We start from the raw sequence: 18,552 nt of genomic DNA, 5'->3' as shown, positions 1-18,552 counted from the left end.
CGCCCCCACCGCTTGATTGCCGCGAGTTATCGTCAACTGAGCCATTTGAACATCGTATTGGGTTGTGGGGGCTTGTTCAGGCGCAGAGCCCTGTCGCGCGGTGGCCAGGCGATGCCGGTATAGGGATAGGCATCGCGATTGAGACAGGGTGAGTAGAGCGGATCTGAAACCAGCGTCTCCCCCCATTTGAGCCGAAGCGCATTCAACTCGCGCCGTGTGCGGGATTGCCGCTCGGCATTGGCATCCTGCCCGCGGCTGGCGGATTCCTTGTGTCGCAGGGCGGCATGCGGCGTCCAGATATTGCGCCGGCCGATTGCGCGCAATTTGAGGCAAAAGTCCACGTCGTTGAAATTCACGGGAAACAGGCGCTCGTCGAGTCCGCCGACCGCGAAATAGTCGTCACGCTTGACCAGAAGACAGGCGGCTGTGACCGCGCTTGTCTCATGCATCACTTCCAGGAGCCCGTCATAGCCCTCCTCGTCGCCCTGGCGCTCGTTGAAGGCGTGGGCGGCACCGAAATGCGAACCAAGGACCACGCCGCCGTGCTGAACAAGTCCGCTCGGCCAGAGAAGCTTGGCCCCGACAGCGCCGACATCGGGGGCGACGCCGGCCTCGAGCAGAGCGGTCAGCCAGTCGCGATCCTCAACCTCTGTGTCGTTGTTGAGCAGAAGCAGGTAATCGCCATGTGCTTCCCGGGCGACGGCATTGTTGATCCGCGCGTAGTTGAATGGCCCCGGCGCCGGCAGGATGCGGACGCCGCGATAGGCGAGCTCCCGGAAATAGGCGAGGGTTTCCTCCTCCCGCGAATCGTTGTCTGCGATGAGGATTTCGAAAGAGGGATGAGCCGTTTTGGCGAAGAGGCTCTCCACACAGGGACGGAGAAGATCGAGGCGGTCACGCGTCGGAATAATGATGCTGACGAGCGCTTGTTGATCGACCTCTGGCCGGACGCGGATTGCCGGGAACAGCCGGCCTTCGCTCACCACGACATGGGTCTCGCGTTCGGGATCAAGCAAAGGCGGTAAGGCCGCGACAAGGGCCTCGGCCTCGACTTCGGCCGAAGCGGCGGGCACAGTAGCGAGCACTTCCGGCAGATGGGCAATCGGCCGTCCGGCGGTCAGCGCATCGGCGAGGACATGAGCCACTAGACCGTAGTCGCTGACGCATTCATCCTCGTGCAGCTCCGGCAGCAGGCTTGCGTCGAAGGCGACAAGATCACAAAGGTAGCCCTGCGAGAGAAACCGTTCCTTGTCGAAAGCCGGCTTGAACCGTGGCAGGAGAGTGCCGTCGTCCAGGAGAATCTCACTGTCGCTGTAGACAACGGCCGGCTTGTCCGCTCCGGCCATCGCGGTGGCGAGGGAGGCGAGTGCCGCCGGATGCACGCGGCTGCCGGCCTTGAGCACAACGATGATCTCGCTCCCTTCCTCGACAAGATGGGCCCGCGCTTCACCCCACACAGCCGCGCTGCCAGGGACGAGGCTTTCCAGAGCGACGGCTGTCCATAACGGCGCTCCTTCGCTGTCGAGGCTTTGCAGGGTTGCCTCGGTTTGATCGGAAGGGCCAAAAATCACGGCCGCGATGCGCGGCGTCTCGGCCAATTGAGGCGCTTGCGGCGCATAGGCTATGCGCCAATCTGCATAGCTCGTGAGCGGCAACGAGCTTGGCATCAACCGTTCGAGATACGCGAGGCGGGCCTTCTCGTCCTTGGAGGACGGCGTGATGTCCGCAAGGCCGAACTGTTCAATTCCGCTGCCGAGGGTCAAGAGCGCGATCGGGCTGCCCGCGAGTTCCGTTCCGCGCTCGGTGAGAACCCGGATTTCGTGCACGCGCCCGTCGGCCAATTCCATCGGCAAGGTAACATCAAAACCGTGACGGCCTGGAGCGAGCGGTTCGTCGGGCCCAGGCTCATACCACATGTCCGCCGGTACCTCCGCCAGGAGGCGCGAGCCTTCAAACAGGGAGACGGTCAGCTTCCGTTCGATGTGGACTCGATCACGGGCCCAGCCAATGACCCGGATGCCGCCGGCCCAACGGACCGCCCCGGCGATATCCTCCGGCTTTGCGGGCCTGGAAGAGCCCGTACTGTTGAGATGTACGGTGCCGAGGTGATGATCGGTGTTGGCCACGTAAGCCGAAACTTGACGCGTGTGGGCGAGCGACGAGAGCTTCAGGCTCGTCGCAAATCCATGACAGCCATCAGTTCCTTCTGCCTCGCGCAACTCGGGCACGAACAGATCAGCCCTCACGAGCGACGTCACGGCGCCATCAAGCCATAACTCCACGGCCAGTTTGCGGTCCGGGTGTTGCGGATCGAAAACCCACCCACCGAACAAGCCATCTCCGAGCTGCCAGAAGTCACCCTGGTACATCGGATCTCTGGTGGGAGGGGTAACAGCCTCGGGCACCTCTGCCTGAAGTGCTGGGGGCCCCTGGGTAACCCGTTTGACGCGGCGCAAGGGTCGCCCATTGGCAGTTTCAGGTTCACTCACCGGTTCACGAGTCTCGTCGCGACTGGACTGTTCCATGCGCTGTTACACATACCTCTCAACACCGGCAACTCGTCTTGGAGCAGCTTCCGAGAAAGGGATAGCAGTTTTCTGTTCGGACTTGAGTGAAAACGAGATCGTACGCTTTTGCAGATCCAGAAATAGGAAGTCGATCGGGTAAGACGCCGAGCCATTGCGGCGCATTGAAGACGGTGCGCTCATAACCGCGCCAGCCAGGTTTCGATCATCGCGGCGACGTCGCGATCGTCGGCCTCGGGGAGGAGCGATAAATCGTGTGGGCCCGTGGTCAGCTCGGCACAAAGGCCCTGCCGGAACGTCGCAACCGGCACCGCAATCCCCGCCAGGATCGGAAAGCGCGTATCCGCGAAAAGAAGCCTTCTGCACGGCACGACAACGCCGGGGCACCGGTAGGTGGCGACAACAGCAGGCCATTCTTGCGGATCGACCTTGCCGAGCACGAAGACATTGCCGAGGCGCATCAACCCCTCGTCGTCCATCGTCTCGCCCACGACGAGCAACGGCGTATTGGAATCTGCCTGGTTCAGCCTCAGTGCCACTGCGCGGACAAGGGAAAAGGTGGCTGGGCCGTCATCCAGCGGTACAATCGCCAAGGGATCATTGCTATGTGGCGTTTGGAGCTTTGGCGCGGAAGCCCGCGCCAGCGTCAGCAAAGGCTGGCGAAGGGCGTATTGTCCTGAGGCGGCGAGAGGCTTTGCCAAGGCGGCACAGCCCGGCACGACATGCGTGGCGCGCGCCAAAAGGCTGGACCAGGCCGTGAAAGCAGCCTCCATGTCCTCCGACGCCCGTGGCGCCTCGACGAGGAATACATCGACGGCCACCTTCAATCGTTCTGCGAGGTCCAACAGCGCCGGGGATGGCGGCTCACCGGCCAGAAATATGATGCGCTCGATGGCGGCGGCACGCAGCAGGGACTCGAGGCGGGCGCTGTCGTCTGCTGGAAGCGGCAGTTCCATCGGGAGGCCACCCACCAGACCCATCACCTTGACCGCGAGCGTCCTCACGGCACCAAGTGTTTCAGGGGCGATATGGACCCAAGGCTCTTCCAGCCCCGCGACACCGCGAAGCAATGCCTCACCCTCTGACGCATCAGCGCATGTCGACACAACGGCCGTATGCGCTCGCACGACCGCGGGCCATAGGCCTTCAGTGATGCGATAGCGGGCCGGTGCGAGCGGGTCCGTCTCCATGAACCAGGAGGTGTGGCGCCGGAGGTCCGGGAAGCGGCGCAGTGTTTCGGCCTGGTTGCGCAAGACCAGGCCTCGCTTTGCATCGAGATAGGATGCTGATCCGAGATGTCCCACCACCACGTCGGTGGCACAGACGTTACGAAAGCCCTTCTCCTCGGCACGCAGGCAGAAATCCACGTCCTCGAAATAGCCATGGGTAAGGAAATCACTGCCGAAGAAGCCGAGCGCGCTGAGGCAGGTCCGTCGAATATAGAAACAGAAGCCGATGCCGCTCGGCAGATCGATAATCTCGCCCGCGTTCACACGTGCCGCCGTGGCATCGATCAGCGCAAGATGGGCGGGCTCCGGCATCGGTGCCTCGCCAAACGGCACGGGATAGCTCGTCAGATCGCCATTATTGGACAGAGGCGTGACCGTGCCGATGTTGTCAGCGGCATAGGCGGCTGCACGCAGCCGCTCCAGCCATCCCGTTGGCACGACGGTATCCGCGTTGAGGAGGATGACGTCGCTCGTGGCCGTCTCTGCAAGCCCCGTCTCGACGGCATGGATGAACCCTCTGTTCCGGGAATGCACGAGAAGCTTGATCCTGCCTGCAACCGCCTGATCACGGAGATAGGCAGACAATTCGGGCTCTGGGCTGGCATCATCGATGACGATGAGATCGTAGCGCTTGCCCTGTCCCGGTTCCCGCAGAACGGCCTCGATGCAATCCCGCGTCGCTGGCAGATTGCGATAGGCGGGAATGAGGACCGTAACGGGCGCCTCGCGCTTATTACGGCGTGTCGGGGGGCGCTTTGTCGTCGCCGATGTCGCGGGCGCGAGTTCTGTTGCGCTTTCACGCCTATTCTCCGCAACCGGTCGCAGAATGGGCGGTACTACGGCCTCACCGGAAGGCCAGAAGAGCTGGCAGCGGTCAGCCTCGTCTGGCCAAGGCAGACTCACACGTATGCTGTAGTCGAAGGCTGCCGCATAGCGCGCAGCGGAACGCCCCGTGACATTGATCATGTGGTCCTTGACGTCGCGTGGGCCATCCGCCCGGCTGTCATCGACCAGACTGTGATCGAGGGGGGGACCGCCGGCGTCCCCGCCGACGTGGTAGCGAACGGTTAATGCGATCGCTTTCATTCCCCGCCACAGGCAGTGAAGAACGACCGAATCATTGTCGAGCCAATACCGACCTGCGTGAGGAATATCCTGGAGGGCGAAGGCGCGTGCCGTGACATCCGCATGGGCATCGGTGCGGTCTTCGCGGAAGATGCCATTCGTGAGCGCGGCTAATTCTCGGTCACCTCCCTTGTCGATCAGCACCCGAAGCAAGTGGGCACGCAGCGCAAGATCATCCGGAGTGAGCTTGATGGCGCTCGCGAGATCCCGCTCAGCCGCACCGGTGGCGCCGAGCGCCTCATTGATGGCCGCGCGCAACCTGTAATGTTCAGCATCGGGAACGAAGGCACGGCAACAGCGATCGATCAGGGCAAGCGCCCGGATGTGGTCACCGCGTTGATAGGCATCAAGCGCATGGAGCGCGAAATCACTGCGGCTGCCAGAACCGAGAAGCAGGGAGTTGCGGGAGGACAGCAGGGGGGATCGCACGTGTGCCGAAACTCAATGAGCGGCCCAATGGGCGGACGAGCGCTTCGGTATCACCATTTGATCTAATGAGACCTTCTCACGCATTCCCACTGGACGCTTACCGCGATGACACTCCACCGCAACCTGCTGGCAAAAGGGCGCCGGGCATACAGCAAAAGGCTCAAACGATAAGGGCATCAAAAAGAGTATGAGCCGTCAAAGACGGCCCATACGTTGTCAATTCAGGTAACCAACCATAGGCATCAAGCCAGGTTGTCGTCCTCGTCGAGCACGTGGATGGTGCGCTCCGTGGACTGCTCGCCTTCAGCCGACTGAGCGAAGGCGACCGTGATATCGGCGCGATCGGCAGTGCCTTCGTCAAGCAGGTTGGTCCAGTAAGCCGCACCAGCAGCGTCGGGCTCACGACCGAAGAGCTGCTCATAGAGCGTATCCACGAACTCGGCATTCGTGGTCGAGCCATGGGCGCTGGAGAACTCTTCGCTGTCGAGGAACGCCTGAGCGATGTCGTGCAGCGAGGCGTCGCCGGACTCGTAGACGTCGAACCAGAACTTGACGCCTTCGAAGTCGCCGTAACGGTCCAGAAGCGTCTCATACATGCGGGCAACGACGCCGAGATCAGCCGTTTCCGCGGCAATGATCGCGCCATCGTCGAACTGCACGTATTCGACGTTCGAGACGACCGAAGTCTCGCCGGCGAGATTCGTGATCGAGAGCTGGTTGCCTTCCCAGGAAATACCAGCGGTTTCGAACGAGGTCTCGACAACGCCGAGATCGAAGCCGGCGCCACCATCGACGGTGTCGGAACCATCACCGAAGTAGATCGTGTCGTCGCCGGCCGCGGACACGATGGAATCGTTTCCGGCGCCGCCGTGGATCGTAAGATCGCTCTCCGACGAAGGATCGACGATGAGCGTGTCATCACCCGCGCCAAGCTGGACAACCGTCGGAACGGTGCCTTCCAACGTGACTTGCGTGTTCTGGTCGGTTTCGAAGATCACGACCGGCACACCATCGGGGATCGCGATCTCAGTCGCTTCGCCCTTGACGAACAACACGTCCACGCCGTCAGGGATGTTGTCGCCAGGTTGCCAGTTATCGACGAAATTCACCAATTCCCCATCGGGGATATCGTTCAGTACATTAAGGATTGCATCCTTTACGCCCTGCGGCAGATCTGAGCCGCCAATGGCGGCTTCAGCATCGCCTACGGACGTATCGTACGGGGTTGCCATCTAGACCTCCAGTCCCAGATTCATTCAGCTGCGTGTCGATTGGCGAAACTGCGGGCGCCGCGGAAAACACGGACCCTTTCAGAGCGCAGTCCCACACCATTCCTCGCCCCAGCATCCTTCATCTCGGGCACCGAATCGGCCAGCTGATGATCGACACTTCCCCCAACGGACGTCTCACTTACTTGAGTTGCAGAAGCCTTAACGCCCTCAATTGCAGCCTTTTGGACATGCACCGTGAGGCCAACGAGCGATGCGCCGGGATCCCGGGGAGCCGCAACCAGCTCCGAAGCCGAAGACCGAACAGCGGACCCGTCGGAAAAAATCGCTTCTGCCTGCAGCTTGTAGGAAGCCGCATTCTCTCCGATCAAACGAAGAGACACTCCATCGATCGACAGCGCGCGTGCGCGCGTGCCGACAAAACCACCCGTCAATGCCTCGGGCATACGACCTTGCCCGGACACTGAACAGTCATACTCGATGTCGACGCCCATAGGCCGTCTCGGCCAATGAACGGCGAAGCCCTCGATATGCTGCCGGGACGAACGGCCCCCAAGCCATTCACCAGCAGGCAAAGATACATCCCCTCGGCGCTGTATATGCCCCGAAAGGTAGATCGGCATTTCCTCGCTGCTTTCCTGAGACTTCTTCTTTTGGCCCGAAGACGCGCGAACAAGCTCGCCATCACGACCGGAAACCTTATCAAGCTGATCGATCTTCAGCTTGACACCATCGGAGAGCGCAAACTCGCCAACGAAAATCGTAACCACGATTATTGCATCGCCTGACGACGAAACGACGACAGCGTCGCCTGGACGGCGCATAACGCCATCTTCCGATCCCGGCGCAAACAACAGCTGGACGTCACCCGTAACATCCGGGCCCACATGGACGCTGATGCGCGGCGGATTTCGTTCGTCGTCGGCACCGAGATAGCGAAGAGCGAACAGGCCCCGGGGCACCGGCATGGCTCGGGCAAAGACCCTGTTCAGATCCTCGTTGCCCTTCACGCCAACCATATAGCCCTCAGGCGCCATCCGACCGCTCCAGCGCAATAACACAGAAAAATGAAGTTAATTTCGTGGGTATTTTTTATTCCCGTAGCATGCATAAGTCAATAGAACTTTTGCGGAGAATGCGACCTTGGTCGCGTCTATCGAGGCAAAATGGCAGGGCTCAGCATGTATAAAAATTTGGCGCCGTTCTCATATGAGCGAAAGAGATTGGAATTATTTAGTACTGTACAGTATAAACACCTTAATAAAACTATCACATTTCCATTATCACTTGTTGAGGTAAATAATGTAGCTCATTCTTATCCTGTCGTGTGGCAGCGAAATAAGGATGGTGTCGAGCTCGTCGCGCTTGTCGGGTTGGAGCCGGATCATAATTACGCATTATCTCAGCACCCTAACTTTGTGCGGTGCAACCTGCTTATTTTGGAGGCATATCCCTTCGCGTTGGGGAGGACTGACAAGGAGGGGCATTGGCAGATCCTTGTCGATGAGGTCATGGGGCAAGGCGAGGACGAGCCTGCGGCATTAAGGAATGCGGCGGGGGAGCTCAGTGAGGAGGCGGACCATCGGTTGTCGGCACTGCGTGTCTTTGCGGAAAGCTATGGCCGCACTCAGGCTCTGTCCCAGCTGCTCGACGAGGCCGGATTGCTGAAGCCCTGGGACGTCTCGCTCAAAATCGGTGAGCGCTTTGTCGGCCTTCGCGGGCTTGAAGTGCTTGATAGAGATGTGGATATCCGGCGCCTTAAACTTGCCGGAGTAATCGAGCAAGTGGGATGGGATGCTATCCATCTCGCCACAATGCATGAGCTGTCGTTGTTCCGTATGCAGAACCTTCTTGAAGCGCGTACCGCGGCGCAGGCCGCCTGAGTTGCTCATATGTGCGGCATTTCAGACACACTCGGTGTGTTTTCGTTGAGTAACGCCTGATGCAGTTCCTGTTCGAGCCACTCAATATCAGTAGGCATCGGGACCAGCGGTGGTCACGGCCTGTCCAGTTCGGCTTCACAAGCGATATCAAACTTGCGCCGCTCACATTCCGCGAAGTCCACAGGGCGGCGCATCATTTTCCGCTCTGCGTGCGCCGGACGACCGCTGGCTTAAGCCTCGTTGCCGTGCTGGCGGACCAGGACGGGAGAAATCAGCATATCGACGATGAGGGGCGCTGGATATCGCCCTATATACCCTTTGTATTCCGCACTCACCCTTTCCGGCTCGTCGCCTCGGGGACAGGTTCCTCGCTGGTGCTGGCGGTCGCTCGTGATGGGGCAACCGTGAATACCAACGGTGAGTTCGCATTCTTTGAGCGTGATAAGTCCGTGTCGGAGGCGACGCGCGCTGTCCATAAGGCCTTATCCGAGGCAGAGGCGAGCACAAGGCAGCTCGCCACCGCACTTGTTCAGCTCGAAGCGCTCGATGTGCTCGCGGAGGTGCCGGCGGACAAGATGGGGCAGTGGCTCCGCAGGCAGCGATGCTTCGGCGTTCAAGCCGCTAAGCTCCGAGCGTTGCAGGCCGCCCCCCGAGATGCCCTTGCCGGGCTCTTCTCGGCATCGGCCGCAGCCATGGAGCTCGCAGAGATTATCGTGTTTTCCCACCGCACTGTCACAAAAATGCGGCGTGTACAGTCGAGTAAAACAGCTGAGGTGGCGCCCGCGCTGGTCGAGGAGGAGGATGAGGCAGCTCCTGTTTTGTCGTTCCGTCGCAAAGAAGTTGACTTTCTCGACTATGGGGACAACCTCACCTTTGATATAGAATAGCAATCTGGCATTCAGATATCGAAGATTACGACACGGCGTTTCCGTGAAGTATCGGAAAATGTTTCATTTTCCGCGGCCCGAGAGAGATTTGCACATTGCTTCTTTCGTCCTGGCTACCGCATCACCTGTTGGGTACGACGGCTTCCACGCCGACCCCGCTGGAGGGGGCCATTCGCAAGGCTCGTCCAGCGATAGGCTATGTCGCGTTGTTCACGAGCGTCACGAGCATCCTAGGCTTCGTCACGCCTATATATATGATGAACGTGTACGACCGCGTATTGTCGAGCCGAAGCGTCGATACACTACTCGCGCTCAGTCTTATCGCGGCTTTTCTTCTCATGATTGCCGCGGTGATTCGCTTCATTCGAACGGCGATGCTGAAGCGGCTCGGTGCCTGGTGTGATGAGGAAGTAGCCCCACAGCTGTTCTCGGCCGTCCAGACCGCAGCGCTAACCTCTCCCAACCGTGGCGAGGTTCAGGCCCTACGGGACCTCGACACCTTTCGTGATTTCTGGGTCAACCATGGGCTGGTGACCGTCTTCTCGGCGATGTACACGCCGATCTTCCTCGTCGCGTTGTTCATTCTCAGCCCCTATCTCGGCCTCCTCGCGCTCGTTGCGGTGGCGATCATAGCGTTCCTAGCTGTGATGATCGAAAAGGCGATGTGGCCAAGCCTGAAGAAGGCGTCCGAGGCCAATATACGCGCCGCCGCAAATGCGCGAATGGCGATGAGAAACGTCGAGTCCGTCCACGCCATGGGCATGCGCAACGCCATGGCGGACGCATGGCATGAGGATCACCGGGCGGCATTGGCCTGGAATGCTCATGCGGCCGAGCGCGCAGCGCCTTATACGACAGCTTCCAATTTCATCAGCGCCGGGATGATGATCGCTGTGCTCGGATTGGCGGCTTTCCTGGCCCTGGAAGGACAGATTTCGGCAGGTGCCATTTTCGCGGCGAATCTCATTTTCCGTCAGGCGACTGGTCCCCTTCGCTCGCTGATCGCGCAATGGAAAGGGTTCCTGGGCTCGCGTCTGGCGTATGGGCGCCTGCAAACGCTGTTCCGCGAGGCAGGCATGCAGGGCGATCGGGTTGTTCTGCCCCGTCCCGAGGGCGCGTTGTCCGTCGAGAATGCCACGCTTTCGATTTTCGATAGCAAGCAGATCGTGCTGCGCAATGTCGATTTTGCGGTCGACCCGGGTGACGTGTTGGGCATCATCGGCCCCAGCGGCGCCGGCAAATCCACGCTGTCGCGCGCGCTGGTCGGGCTCATCAGGCCGACACTTGGCACCATTCGCATCGACGGGGCAGACCTTGAACACTGGGCCCCGGATGAACTCGGCCAGTATATCGGCTATCTGCCCCAGAATGTCGAATTGCTCGCCGGCACGGTCGCGGAGAACATCCGGCGCTTCCGGCCGCGCGATGACGAGGGCGTCATCGAGGCCGCGAAGCTGGTTGGGGTCCATGACCTCATTCAGTCGCTTCCGGCGGGCTACAATACGAAGCTCGGAGAAGATGGCGTTGGCCTGTCCGGCGGCCAGCGGCAGCGTATTGCGCTTGCCCGCGCGGCCTACGGCCGTCCGTCCTACGTCGTTCTCGACGAGCCGAATTCCAATCTCGATGCGGCAGGCGAGGCGGCTCTGACACGCGCTATCCTGGCGCTGAAGGAGGCCGGCACCACCGTCGTCCTTGTGACGCACAAAGCGCAGATCCTGAGTTGCGTCGACAAAATCGCTGTGCTGGGTAACGGCACCTTGATGCACTTCGGCCTGCGCGATGATGTATTGAAGAGGCTGTCCACGCCCAAGATCGTGCCCATCAAGGGGCAGCCGGAGCTGCTGGCCAAGCGCTAGCATGGGCGGGATTTTGACAGCGGGCTGGTGACGGTCAATCGCGTTCAGAAGCGGCTGAGGGCTGATAGCATGGCTATCTTCACCCTGCGTCGTGAGAATGCTTAAGTCGTTCGCGATCAAGTTGGTGAAAGGCACGGTATGTCTGACGACGACATGGATCAAAGCTTCGACACCACGGTGCTGGACAGGCCGAACCGGGCTTTGCCGCAGACTGACCGTGGACTGCCGCCGCTGAACATGGACTGGCGTCGTTCGGCGCGGCTTGGCCTTGCGGTCATCGGCATCGCCTTTGGGGGGAGCGCGGCCTGGGGGTTTGTGGCAGGGCTCGACAGCGCTGCCATCGCCGATGGCGTGGTGAGCGCCGAGTCCAACAGGAAGACCGTGCAGCACTATGAGGGCGGCATCATCCGCGAGATCCGGGTTCGCGACGGCGACCATGTTGAAGAAGGGCAGGTGCTCTTCGTGCTGGATGACACCCAGGCGCGCGCCAATCTCGATGCAGTGCGGAACCAGCGGGCCGCGGCGCTTGCCGAGGAAGCACGCCTCGTCGCGGAGCGTGACGGCAAGGATAGCATCACGTTCCCGCAGGAGTCGCTGGACCGCCAGAACGATACCGCCGTCCGCCGCACGATCGAGGATCAGCAGCGTGCGTTTCAGGACAGGCGCGCCTATATCAAGAATCAAGTCGATTCGCTGCAGGCCAAGGTGGGCCAGGCCCAGGAGAAGCTCGCCGGCTCGGAAGAGGCCAACAAGTCGGCCATCAAACAGCTCGAGTGGATCGACAAGGAGCTTCCTGCGCTTCGCACACTCTATGACAAAGGCCTCGTTCAGTGGCCGCGTATCACGGCCCTGGAGCGCCAGCGCGCGCAGATGGAGGGCACGATCGGTCAAACCGCCGCAGCCATGGCGGAGAGCCGGCAGGCCATCGATCAGGCGAAGTTCGACATGGCCCAGGTCGGCAAGGGCATGCAGCAGGAGGTTGCGCAGCGAATCATCGATGTGCGCAAGCAACTCTCAGATCTCGAGGAAAAATTGAAGGTCGCCGAAGACGTCATGAATCGGTTGACCGTGCTTGCACCGCAGACGGGCGTGGTACAAGGGCTTAAGTTCTTCACCCGCGGTGCGGTGATCCGCCCTGGCGACGCGCTGCTTGATATAGCGCCGCTCAACGAGGCGCTTGTCATCCTGGCCCAGATTCAACCGACGGACATGGACGTGGTGCAGACTGGACTCGAGGCGGAGGTACGTTTCCCTTCGTTCCACCTTGGCCAGGTGCCGTTCATCATGGGGACGGTGAAGACGCTGTCTTACGATCGGCTCATCGACCAGAAGAACCAGAACTCCTATTTCGCTGCTGAAATCGTCGTTGACCCGAAAACGATCCCCGATCTGATCAAGGACAAGTTGCGGCCGGGCATGCCGGCGCAGGTGATGATAGCGACGGGCGAGCGCACGCCATTCGAATATCTCACCGCGCCCCTGTTCAATCGCCTGCGCAAGACGATGGTCGATGGCCACTGATTGCGAGCAATCGGGATTTGGTGGTTGGCCAGGCGGCGGGGCCGATGCGCTGGGCGTCGGAAGCTGCTACGAAAGCAGCACCTATCGCTGATCGCAAAGAGGCATCTGTGGCACGTATCGAAGGCGGGGCAATCCGCAGTCACGGCAACGTCGAGGCGGTGCCGCTTGCGCTAGACGGTGTATTGCTCGTCAAGACCCGGCGCTTCGGTGATACTCGCGGCTTCTTCACCGAGGCGTACAGCCGCACGGACTTTGCCGCCGTCGGCATCGACAGCGTGTTCGTCCAGGACAACCAATCCTTCTCGGCGCCGCGTGGGACCATTCGCGGCCTTCATTTCCAGACACCACCTCACGCGCAGGCCAAGCTCGTGCGCGTGCTGCGTGGAGCGATCCTTGATGTCGTCCTTGATATCCGGCGGCAGTCGCCCACGTTTGGGCAGCACCTCGCCGTCGAGCTGGATCATGCGGAAGGCCAGCAGCTCTTCGTGCCGGAGGGCTTCGCGCATGGATTCTGCACGCTCACTCCCGATACGGAGGTGTTTTACAAGGTCACGGACGTATACGCCCCTCAATGCGATCGGGGGATAGCGTGGAATGATCCGGCTCTCGGTATAGATTGGCCCGTTGACGCTGCCGACGCGAGCCTCTCCGACAAGGATCGGCATCAGCCGCTCCTGTCCGAGGCCGAGCTCGTCTTCTGAGGGTCTCATGCGCATTATCGTGACCGGCGGCGCCGGCTTCATCGGATCGGCCTTGGTGCGCCATCTCGTTCTGGAACGTGGAGCGAACGTCCTCGTCATCGACAAGCTGACCTATGCCGGCAATCGCGCGTCCCTGAAGCTGTGCGAAGGCAAGGCGGGTTTCGCTTTCCTTCAGGCCGACGTGGCCGATGCTCCTCGCATGCGCGTGGCTTTCGAAGAATTCTCGCCCGACGCGGTCATGCATCTTGCCGCGGAGAGCCATGTCGACCGCTCGATCGCGGGAGCGGCGCCGTTCATCGAGACCAATATTGTTGGCACCTTCACATTGCTCGAGGCCGCACGCGTCTATCGCGAAACGTTGTCGGGTGAGGCGCGGGAGACCTTCCGCTTCCTCCATGTCTCAACCGACGAGGTTTTCGGTTCACTGGGGGATAGCGGCGCCTTTTCCGAAACGACGCCTTACGATCCGCGCTCGCCGTATTCGGCGAGCAAGGCGGCCTCGGATCATCTGGCGCGCGCCTGGCATGAAACCTACGGTCTGCCGACAATCGTCACCAATTGCTCCAACAACTATGGACCTTATCATTTCCCTGAGAAGCTCATCCCGCTGATCATTCTGAATGCCTTGGAAAGCAGACCGCTGCCCGTCTATGGCGACGGGGGGCATGTCCGCGACTGGCTTTATGTGGAAGATCACGTACGCGCCCTTGTCGCGGTGCTCGAGCATGGGCGGCCGGGTGAGACCTATGCGATTGGCGGCCGCAGTGAGCGGCGCAACCTCGCGGTTGTGGAGGCCGTCTGTGACATTCTTGACCGGCTGGCCCCGGATGCGGCGGGCTCGCGCCGCCGGCTGATCAAGTTCGTGACGGACCGGCCGGGCCATGACCGCCGCTATGCCATCGACGCCTCGAAAATAGAGCGAGAGCTCGGCTGGCGTCCTCGCGAGAGCTTCGAGGATGGCATTGCGCAAACCGTGCGGTGGTATCTCGATAATGAGTGGTGGTGGCGTCCCCTGCGGCAAGGCGTTTATGGCGGGGAGAGGCTTGGCCTGCTTTCCCAACACGCATCGTCTCACACCATAGAAGGAGAGGGGTGATGCGGGTGCTTGTGACCGGGGCCGGCGGGCAGCTCGGCACCGCGCTCGTTGCAGGCTTTTGCGCGGTCGGTGCGGATGTCATCGCGATGACCCGCGCCGATCTTGACCTATCCTCACCCTCCACCTGGGGCAATCGTATCGCGGCCTCACGGCCTGAGCTCGTTGTCAACGCGGCTGCCTATACACGTGTTGACAACGCGGAGGACGACGCGGACGCGGCCTGGGCGGTGAATGCCGAAGGAGCGGGCGCTCTGGCGCGCGAGGCTGCGGCCTGCGATGCCGCGCTCGTGCATGTCTCGACTGACTATGTTTTCGATGGTCGAAAAGGAGAGCCCTATACGGAAGAGGACGCGCCGAGCCCCGCCGGGGTCTACGGAGCCTCCAAACTTGCGGGCGAAGAGGCGGTGCGGGCATGCCATTCGCGAGCCCTTGTCCTACGGACCGCCTGGGTCGTGTCGGCCAGCGGGCATAATTTTCTCAAGACCATGCTGCGGTTGGGGACGGAACGCGAGAGCGTCAGCGTCGTCGACGATCAGCGCGGGGCTCCGACCTTCGCCGATGACCTCACGGACGCCATCATTCGCATGGCGCCGCGCCTTGTTGCAGCCCAAAGCGGCGACCCTCTTTTCGGCACCTTCCACCTGACGGGCGCTCCTCACACGACGTGGCATGGCTTTGCCGAGGCCATCTTTGCCGAGACAGCCCGGCGTGGCCGGAAGACGCCGGCCCTCAGGCCGATCGGGACAGCCAACTATCCCACCCGCGCAGTTCGTCCGGCAGATTCACGCCTCGATTGCGCACGGATTTTGGCTGTTCATGGCATCGAAGCCGCTGATTGGCGCCTGTCTCTCGAGCGTTGCCTCGACGAACTGCTGGCTGACGGAGACGATGGGCGATGAAGGGAATTGTTCTGGCTGGGGGAAGCGGCACGCGGCTCTATCCGGCGACACTCGCCGTCTCGAAGCAGCTCATGCCCATCTACGACAAGCCGATGGTGTACTATCCGCTGTCGGTCCTGATGCTCGCCGGAATCCGTGATATCCTCCTGATTTCGACGCCGCAGGACCTGCCACTCTTCCAGCGCCTGCTGGGAGACGGCTCGCAATGGGGGATTTCGCTCAGCTTTGTCGAGCAGGATGAACCACGCGGTATCGCCCATGCCCTGATCCTTGCCGAGAGCTTCATCGGCGGTGGAGATGTGGCGCTGATCCTCGGCGACAATATCTTCTATGGTCATGACCTCCCACAACAAATGGCCGATGCACGCAAGAAGAGCACTGGAGCTTCGGTCTTTGCCTACCACGTCGCTGATCCCGAACGTTATGGTGTTGTGGAGTTCGACTCAGAGGGGCGGGCGCTATCGATTGAAGAAAAGCCTGCCAAGCCAAAGTCGGAATGGGCTGTCACGGGCTTGTATTTCTATGATGGCCGGGCTCCCTCCATTGCACGTGGACTGAAGCCGTCCAACCGTGGAGAACTGGAAATTACCGATCTGAACCAGTTCTACTTGCGAGAGGGGCTGCTGCATGTACAGCGCCTCGGCCGCGGCTATGCCTGGCTCGATACCGGCACCCACGACAGCATGCTGGAGGCGGGTGAGTTCGTGCGGGCGATCGAAAAGCGCACCGGGCAGAAGATCGCGGCGCCTGAGGAAATCGCCTATGAGCAAGGCTTCATTGATGCCGCGCAGCTGCGCGCGCTTGCGGGACCACTGCGAAAGAGCGGCTATGGCGCCTATCTCGACGGCCTAACGGGGGCTGAACCATAAAAAAAGTCGGGCCAGTCTGAAGACTGTGCCCGACAATTTCAAACTCAAGCCAGATCAATGGAGTAAGTGGCCTCAGGCTGCCTCTTCCTCCTCGTCACCCCATTCGCTCCACGCTGCGCTCGGCGCACCGAGGACAGTCACGCCCTTCTTCGGAAACATCCCGGAAAACGCGAACTGGCAGCGAACGTCGAGCATCAGCAACTGTTCAGGACGGATGCTATAGCTAACCGCACCGGTGACGTCATCCGGCTGGCCCGGCTCGGTCGGGACCGCGCCAATGTGGGATCCCTCAACAACGAGCACGTTGGCTTTCTGCTCTGTCCAAAGCCCGACCATTGCACTCTTGTTGCCCTGGGCGCGATGGGCGCGGAGAAGCCTCTCGAAAGCTTGGGCGCTGGTGACGTGCTGCTTCTCCATGCCGGTATCATTGAAATGCCAGACGGACAGCAGGTCGGCGGCGACGGCGGCGGGATCTTCCTTGGCTATGCCTTCGCTCTTGCGCACGGCCAGGGTGCGCTCGTAGACGCCGAACTGTAGTGTGGCCTTGAGAAAATCATATTCAGCTTGCGTCAGCCAGCCACGTGTCAGCATCCATTTGAGCGACGAAAGCCGGGTCGCGATATCCTCTGCATCCACGGCCGGTTTTTGATCAACGGCCTGAATGCGAGACTTGGCCTGAATCAGAGACGCATCGCTGCCTTCAAGGCGCACAACCACGCCAGCAAGCCTCTCGGGGTCGTCGACGGTGATGGGGAAATGAAAGCCGAGATGGCCGTCACCGAGGCCCGCGTCAGCGAGATCCTGCCGAAAAATTTCAACCTTGCCAGCGCCAATGCATCGGTCGTCAAGAAAGGCCAATACCGTACGGTCCCTGGCACTCAGCGGTTCGGTGTAAAGCCACCCACCCACCTTATCTATGGTAACAAACTCGATCGATCCGCGGATCATAAAAGGCGTCCTTAGCTTGAGTTAAGGTTTTCGATCCCCCATTTCACCTTGGCCCCCGGCCAGGCAAAAAGCATATTTCATGCCGTCATGACGCTCCGATGGCTGCGAGTGCCGGAGCGGTCTTTACCGGCACCTCCCGGAACACGCGCAAATAGTGCTCAGCCATCTGTCGGGCGTCGAATGGATCTGGCACCGATACCTGGAGACGTTCTGCGATACGTGGGTCACAGGCCGTTTCGATGGCTTCCGCAAGACTGGCCGGATTGCCGACCTGGAAGTGAAGGCCGGAAACGCCAGGCTTTACCTTCTCCGCCATGCCGCCGATGTTGCAGGCAATCACCGGCCGGCCGGCTGCATAGGCCTCCTGAATGACAACCGGAGAGTTCTCCCACCACCGACTCGCCATCACGACGTAATCACACGCACGCATCAAGGATATGACTTGGGTATTGTCATAGGGCCCGGCATATTCAAGCGCTATATTGCGCTTAACGTCCGCCTCGAACTTGTCGATGAATTCCTGCGCCTGGCCGATGATATTGCCATGGATGCGGATGATAACGCGGCGCGCAAGCTGCGGCTTAGCGCGGATAAACTCCGCGGCGTCCAGAATGACGTCGACGCCCTTGAAGGGATTGATCTGCCCGAAATAGCCAAAAACCCAAGGCTCCGACGGATCCTTCGGCCGGCTGGGAATGCGGTGCGGCTTGTCGGCCAGCCCGTTCTCGATGACGCGTATCCTCTCCGCGGGCAATCCCCAGGCCACGAACCGGTCGGCAAGGAAGTTGCTCGGCGAGATGAAGCTCGAGACGCGTGAGAAGGCCTTCATGAAGAAGTCCTGCCGGTACTGGAACTGTCCGCGCTCGTGCTCTGGAAAGCAGCGAACACATTTGGAAGCGCTTGAGCTGTCGCACAGCCGCCGGTGCGGCCGCGTGACCATCTGGCCATGGTGGTGACAGATCGCGAGAAATTCGTGGAGCGTCACCACGGTGCGAGGGGTTTTCCCCGAAACCGTGCGGATCCCGTTCAAGCCGAAGTTCATGAAATGGTGGAAATTGGCTATGCCGACACCCAACTCGTCCAACGTGAAGGCCAGCTCGTCGGCAACGTGCTTTGGCGCGATGTGGTAGAAATGATCGTAATAGGCAGGGTCATAGAAGATGACCCGCTCCATGGGCGAGTTGAACTCGAGCCTCGACTTCTGGTCGCGCGGGCAGGCCGCGATGAAATAGGGGTCGAGACCAAGCTTCTGCAATCCCAGAAATAGGGTATAGGCGCTGATCTCTGCACCGCCCTTGCTGACGGAAGGGTGGGTATGGGAGATGATCGCGATGCGATTCTTTTGAGGGCCCATC

Annotated in this window: 14 protein-coding genes; 8 read left to right on the top strand and 6 right to left on the bottom strand. The window is 60.7% G+C overall.

Annotation, left to right across the window (positions count from 1 at the left end):
* Positions 1 to 32: 32 nt before the first annotated feature.
* The 4 genes from KIO76_RS04275 to KIO76_RS04260 all read right to left on the bottom strand — a co-directional run bounded on the left by KIO76_RS04275 (position 33) and on the right by KIO76_RS04260 (position 7,361).
* On the bottom strand, positions 33 to 2,369 hold the full coding sequence (locus KIO76_RS04275) for a glycosyltransferase family 2 protein (RefSeq protein ID WP_213321626.1): 2,337 nt from the start codon (positions 2,367 to 2,369) through the stop codon (positions 33 to 35).
* A gap of 335 nt (positions 2,370 to 2,704) precedes the next feature.
* Positions 2,705 to 5,308, bottom strand: a complete 2,604-nt coding sequence (locus tag KIO76_RS04270) for a glycosyltransferase (RefSeq protein WP_213321625.1) — start codon at positions 5,306 to 5,308, stop codon at positions 2,705 to 2,707.
* A 242-nt stretch (positions 5,309 to 5,550) separates the two neighbouring features.
* Positions 5,551 to 6,540, bottom strand: coding sequence for a DUF4214 domain-containing protein (locus tag KIO76_RS04265; RefSeq protein ID WP_213321624.1), 990 nt, complete (start codon positions 6,538 to 6,540; stop codon positions 5,551 to 5,553).
* 20 nt (positions 6,541 to 6,560) lie between these two features.
* Positions 6,561 to 7,361 carry a hypothetical protein gene (locus KIO76_RS04260; RefSeq protein ID WP_213321623.1) on the bottom strand — a complete coding sequence of 267 codons (801 nt, stop codon included), beginning with the start codon at positions 7,359 to 7,361 and terminating at the stop codon, positions 6,561 to 6,563.
* A gap of 342 nt (positions 7,362 to 7,703) precedes the next feature.
* Here KIO76_RS04260 and KIO76_RS04255 point away from each other — a divergent pair, with 342 nt between their 5' ends.
* The 8 genes from KIO76_RS04255 to rfbA all read left to right on the top strand — a co-directional run bounded on the left by KIO76_RS04255 (position 7,704) and on the right by rfbA (position 16,249).
* Positions 7,704 to 8,420: a SapC family protein gene (locus KIO76_RS04255; RefSeq protein ID WP_213321622.1), complete on the top strand. Its 717-nt coding sequence runs from the start codon at positions 7,704 to 7,706 to the stop codon at positions 8,418 to 8,420.
* Positions 8,421 to 8,479: 59 nt separating this feature from the next.
* Positions 8,480 to 9,307, top strand: a complete 828-nt coding sequence (locus tag KIO76_RS04250; protein WP_213321621.1) for a SapC family protein — start codon at positions 8,480 to 8,482, stop codon at positions 9,305 to 9,307.
* Positions 9,308 to 9,402: 95 nt separating this feature from the next.
* Positions 9,403 to 11,163 carry a type I secretion system permease/ATPase gene (locus tag KIO76_RS04245; RefSeq protein WP_213321620.1) on the top strand — a complete coding sequence of 587 codons (1,761 nt, stop codon included), beginning with the start codon at positions 9,403 to 9,405 and terminating at the stop codon, positions 11,161 to 11,163.
* A 138-nt stretch (positions 11,164 to 11,301) separates the two neighbouring features.
* Positions 11,302 to 12,684 carry an HlyD family type I secretion periplasmic adaptor subunit gene (locus KIO76_RS04240; protein WP_213321619.1) on the top strand — a complete coding sequence of 461 codons (1,383 nt, stop codon included), beginning with the start codon at positions 11,302 to 11,304 and terminating at the stop codon, positions 12,682 to 12,684.
* 107 nt (positions 12,685 to 12,791) lie between these two features.
* Complete coding sequence (gene rfbC, locus KIO76_RS04235) at positions 12,792 to 13,385, top strand: dTDP-4-dehydrorhamnose 3,5-epimerase (protein ID WP_291975553.1); 594 nt, start codon at positions 12,792 to 12,794, stop codon at positions 13,383 to 13,385.
* 7 nt (positions 13,386 to 13,392) lie between these two features.
* Positions 13,393 to 14,481: a dTDP-glucose 4,6-dehydratase gene (gene rfbB / locus KIO76_RS04230; RefSeq protein WP_213321617.1), complete on the top strand. Its 1,089-nt coding sequence runs from the start codon at positions 13,393 to 13,395 to the stop codon at positions 14,479 to 14,481.
* A complete protein-coding gene (gene rfbD / locus KIO76_RS04225) occupies positions 14,481 to 15,380 on the top strand; it encodes a dTDP-4-dehydrorhamnose reductase (protein ID WP_213321616.1) in 900 nt (299 codons plus the stop codon). Before rfbB ends, rfbD begins: the two co-directional genes overlap by 1 nt.
* On the top strand, positions 15,377 to 16,249 hold the full coding sequence (gene rfbA, locus KIO76_RS04220; protein ID WP_213321615.1) for a glucose-1-phosphate thymidylyltransferase RfbA: 873 nt from the start codon (positions 15,377 to 15,379) through the stop codon (positions 16,247 to 16,249). The genes rfbD and rfbA overlap by 4 nt, the downstream gene beginning before the upstream one ends.
* 72 nt (positions 16,250 to 16,321) lie before the next feature.
* On the opposite strand, the gene KIO76_RS04215 is transcribed toward rfbA, so the two are convergent.
* Entirely contained in the window at positions 16,322 to 17,197 is an 876-nt protein-coding gene (locus KIO76_RS04215; RefSeq protein ID WP_213321614.1) for a hypothetical protein, read from the bottom strand.
* An 85-nt stretch (positions 17,198 to 17,282) separates the two neighbouring features.
* A complete protein-coding gene (locus KIO76_RS04210; RefSeq protein ID WP_213321613.1) occupies positions 17,283 to 18,551 on the bottom strand; it encodes a glycosyltransferase family 4 protein in 1,269 nt (422 codons plus the stop codon).
* Position 18,552: the final 1 nt, after the last annotated feature.

It is taken from the genome of Chelatococcus sp. YT9, assembly GCF_018398315.1.
GTDB lineage: Bacteria > Pseudomonadota > Alphaproteobacteria > Rhizobiales > Beijerinckiaceae > Chelatococcus.
Note: the sequence above shows the minus strand (reverse complement) of the source record. Positions and strands in the feature narration are given on the sequence as shown.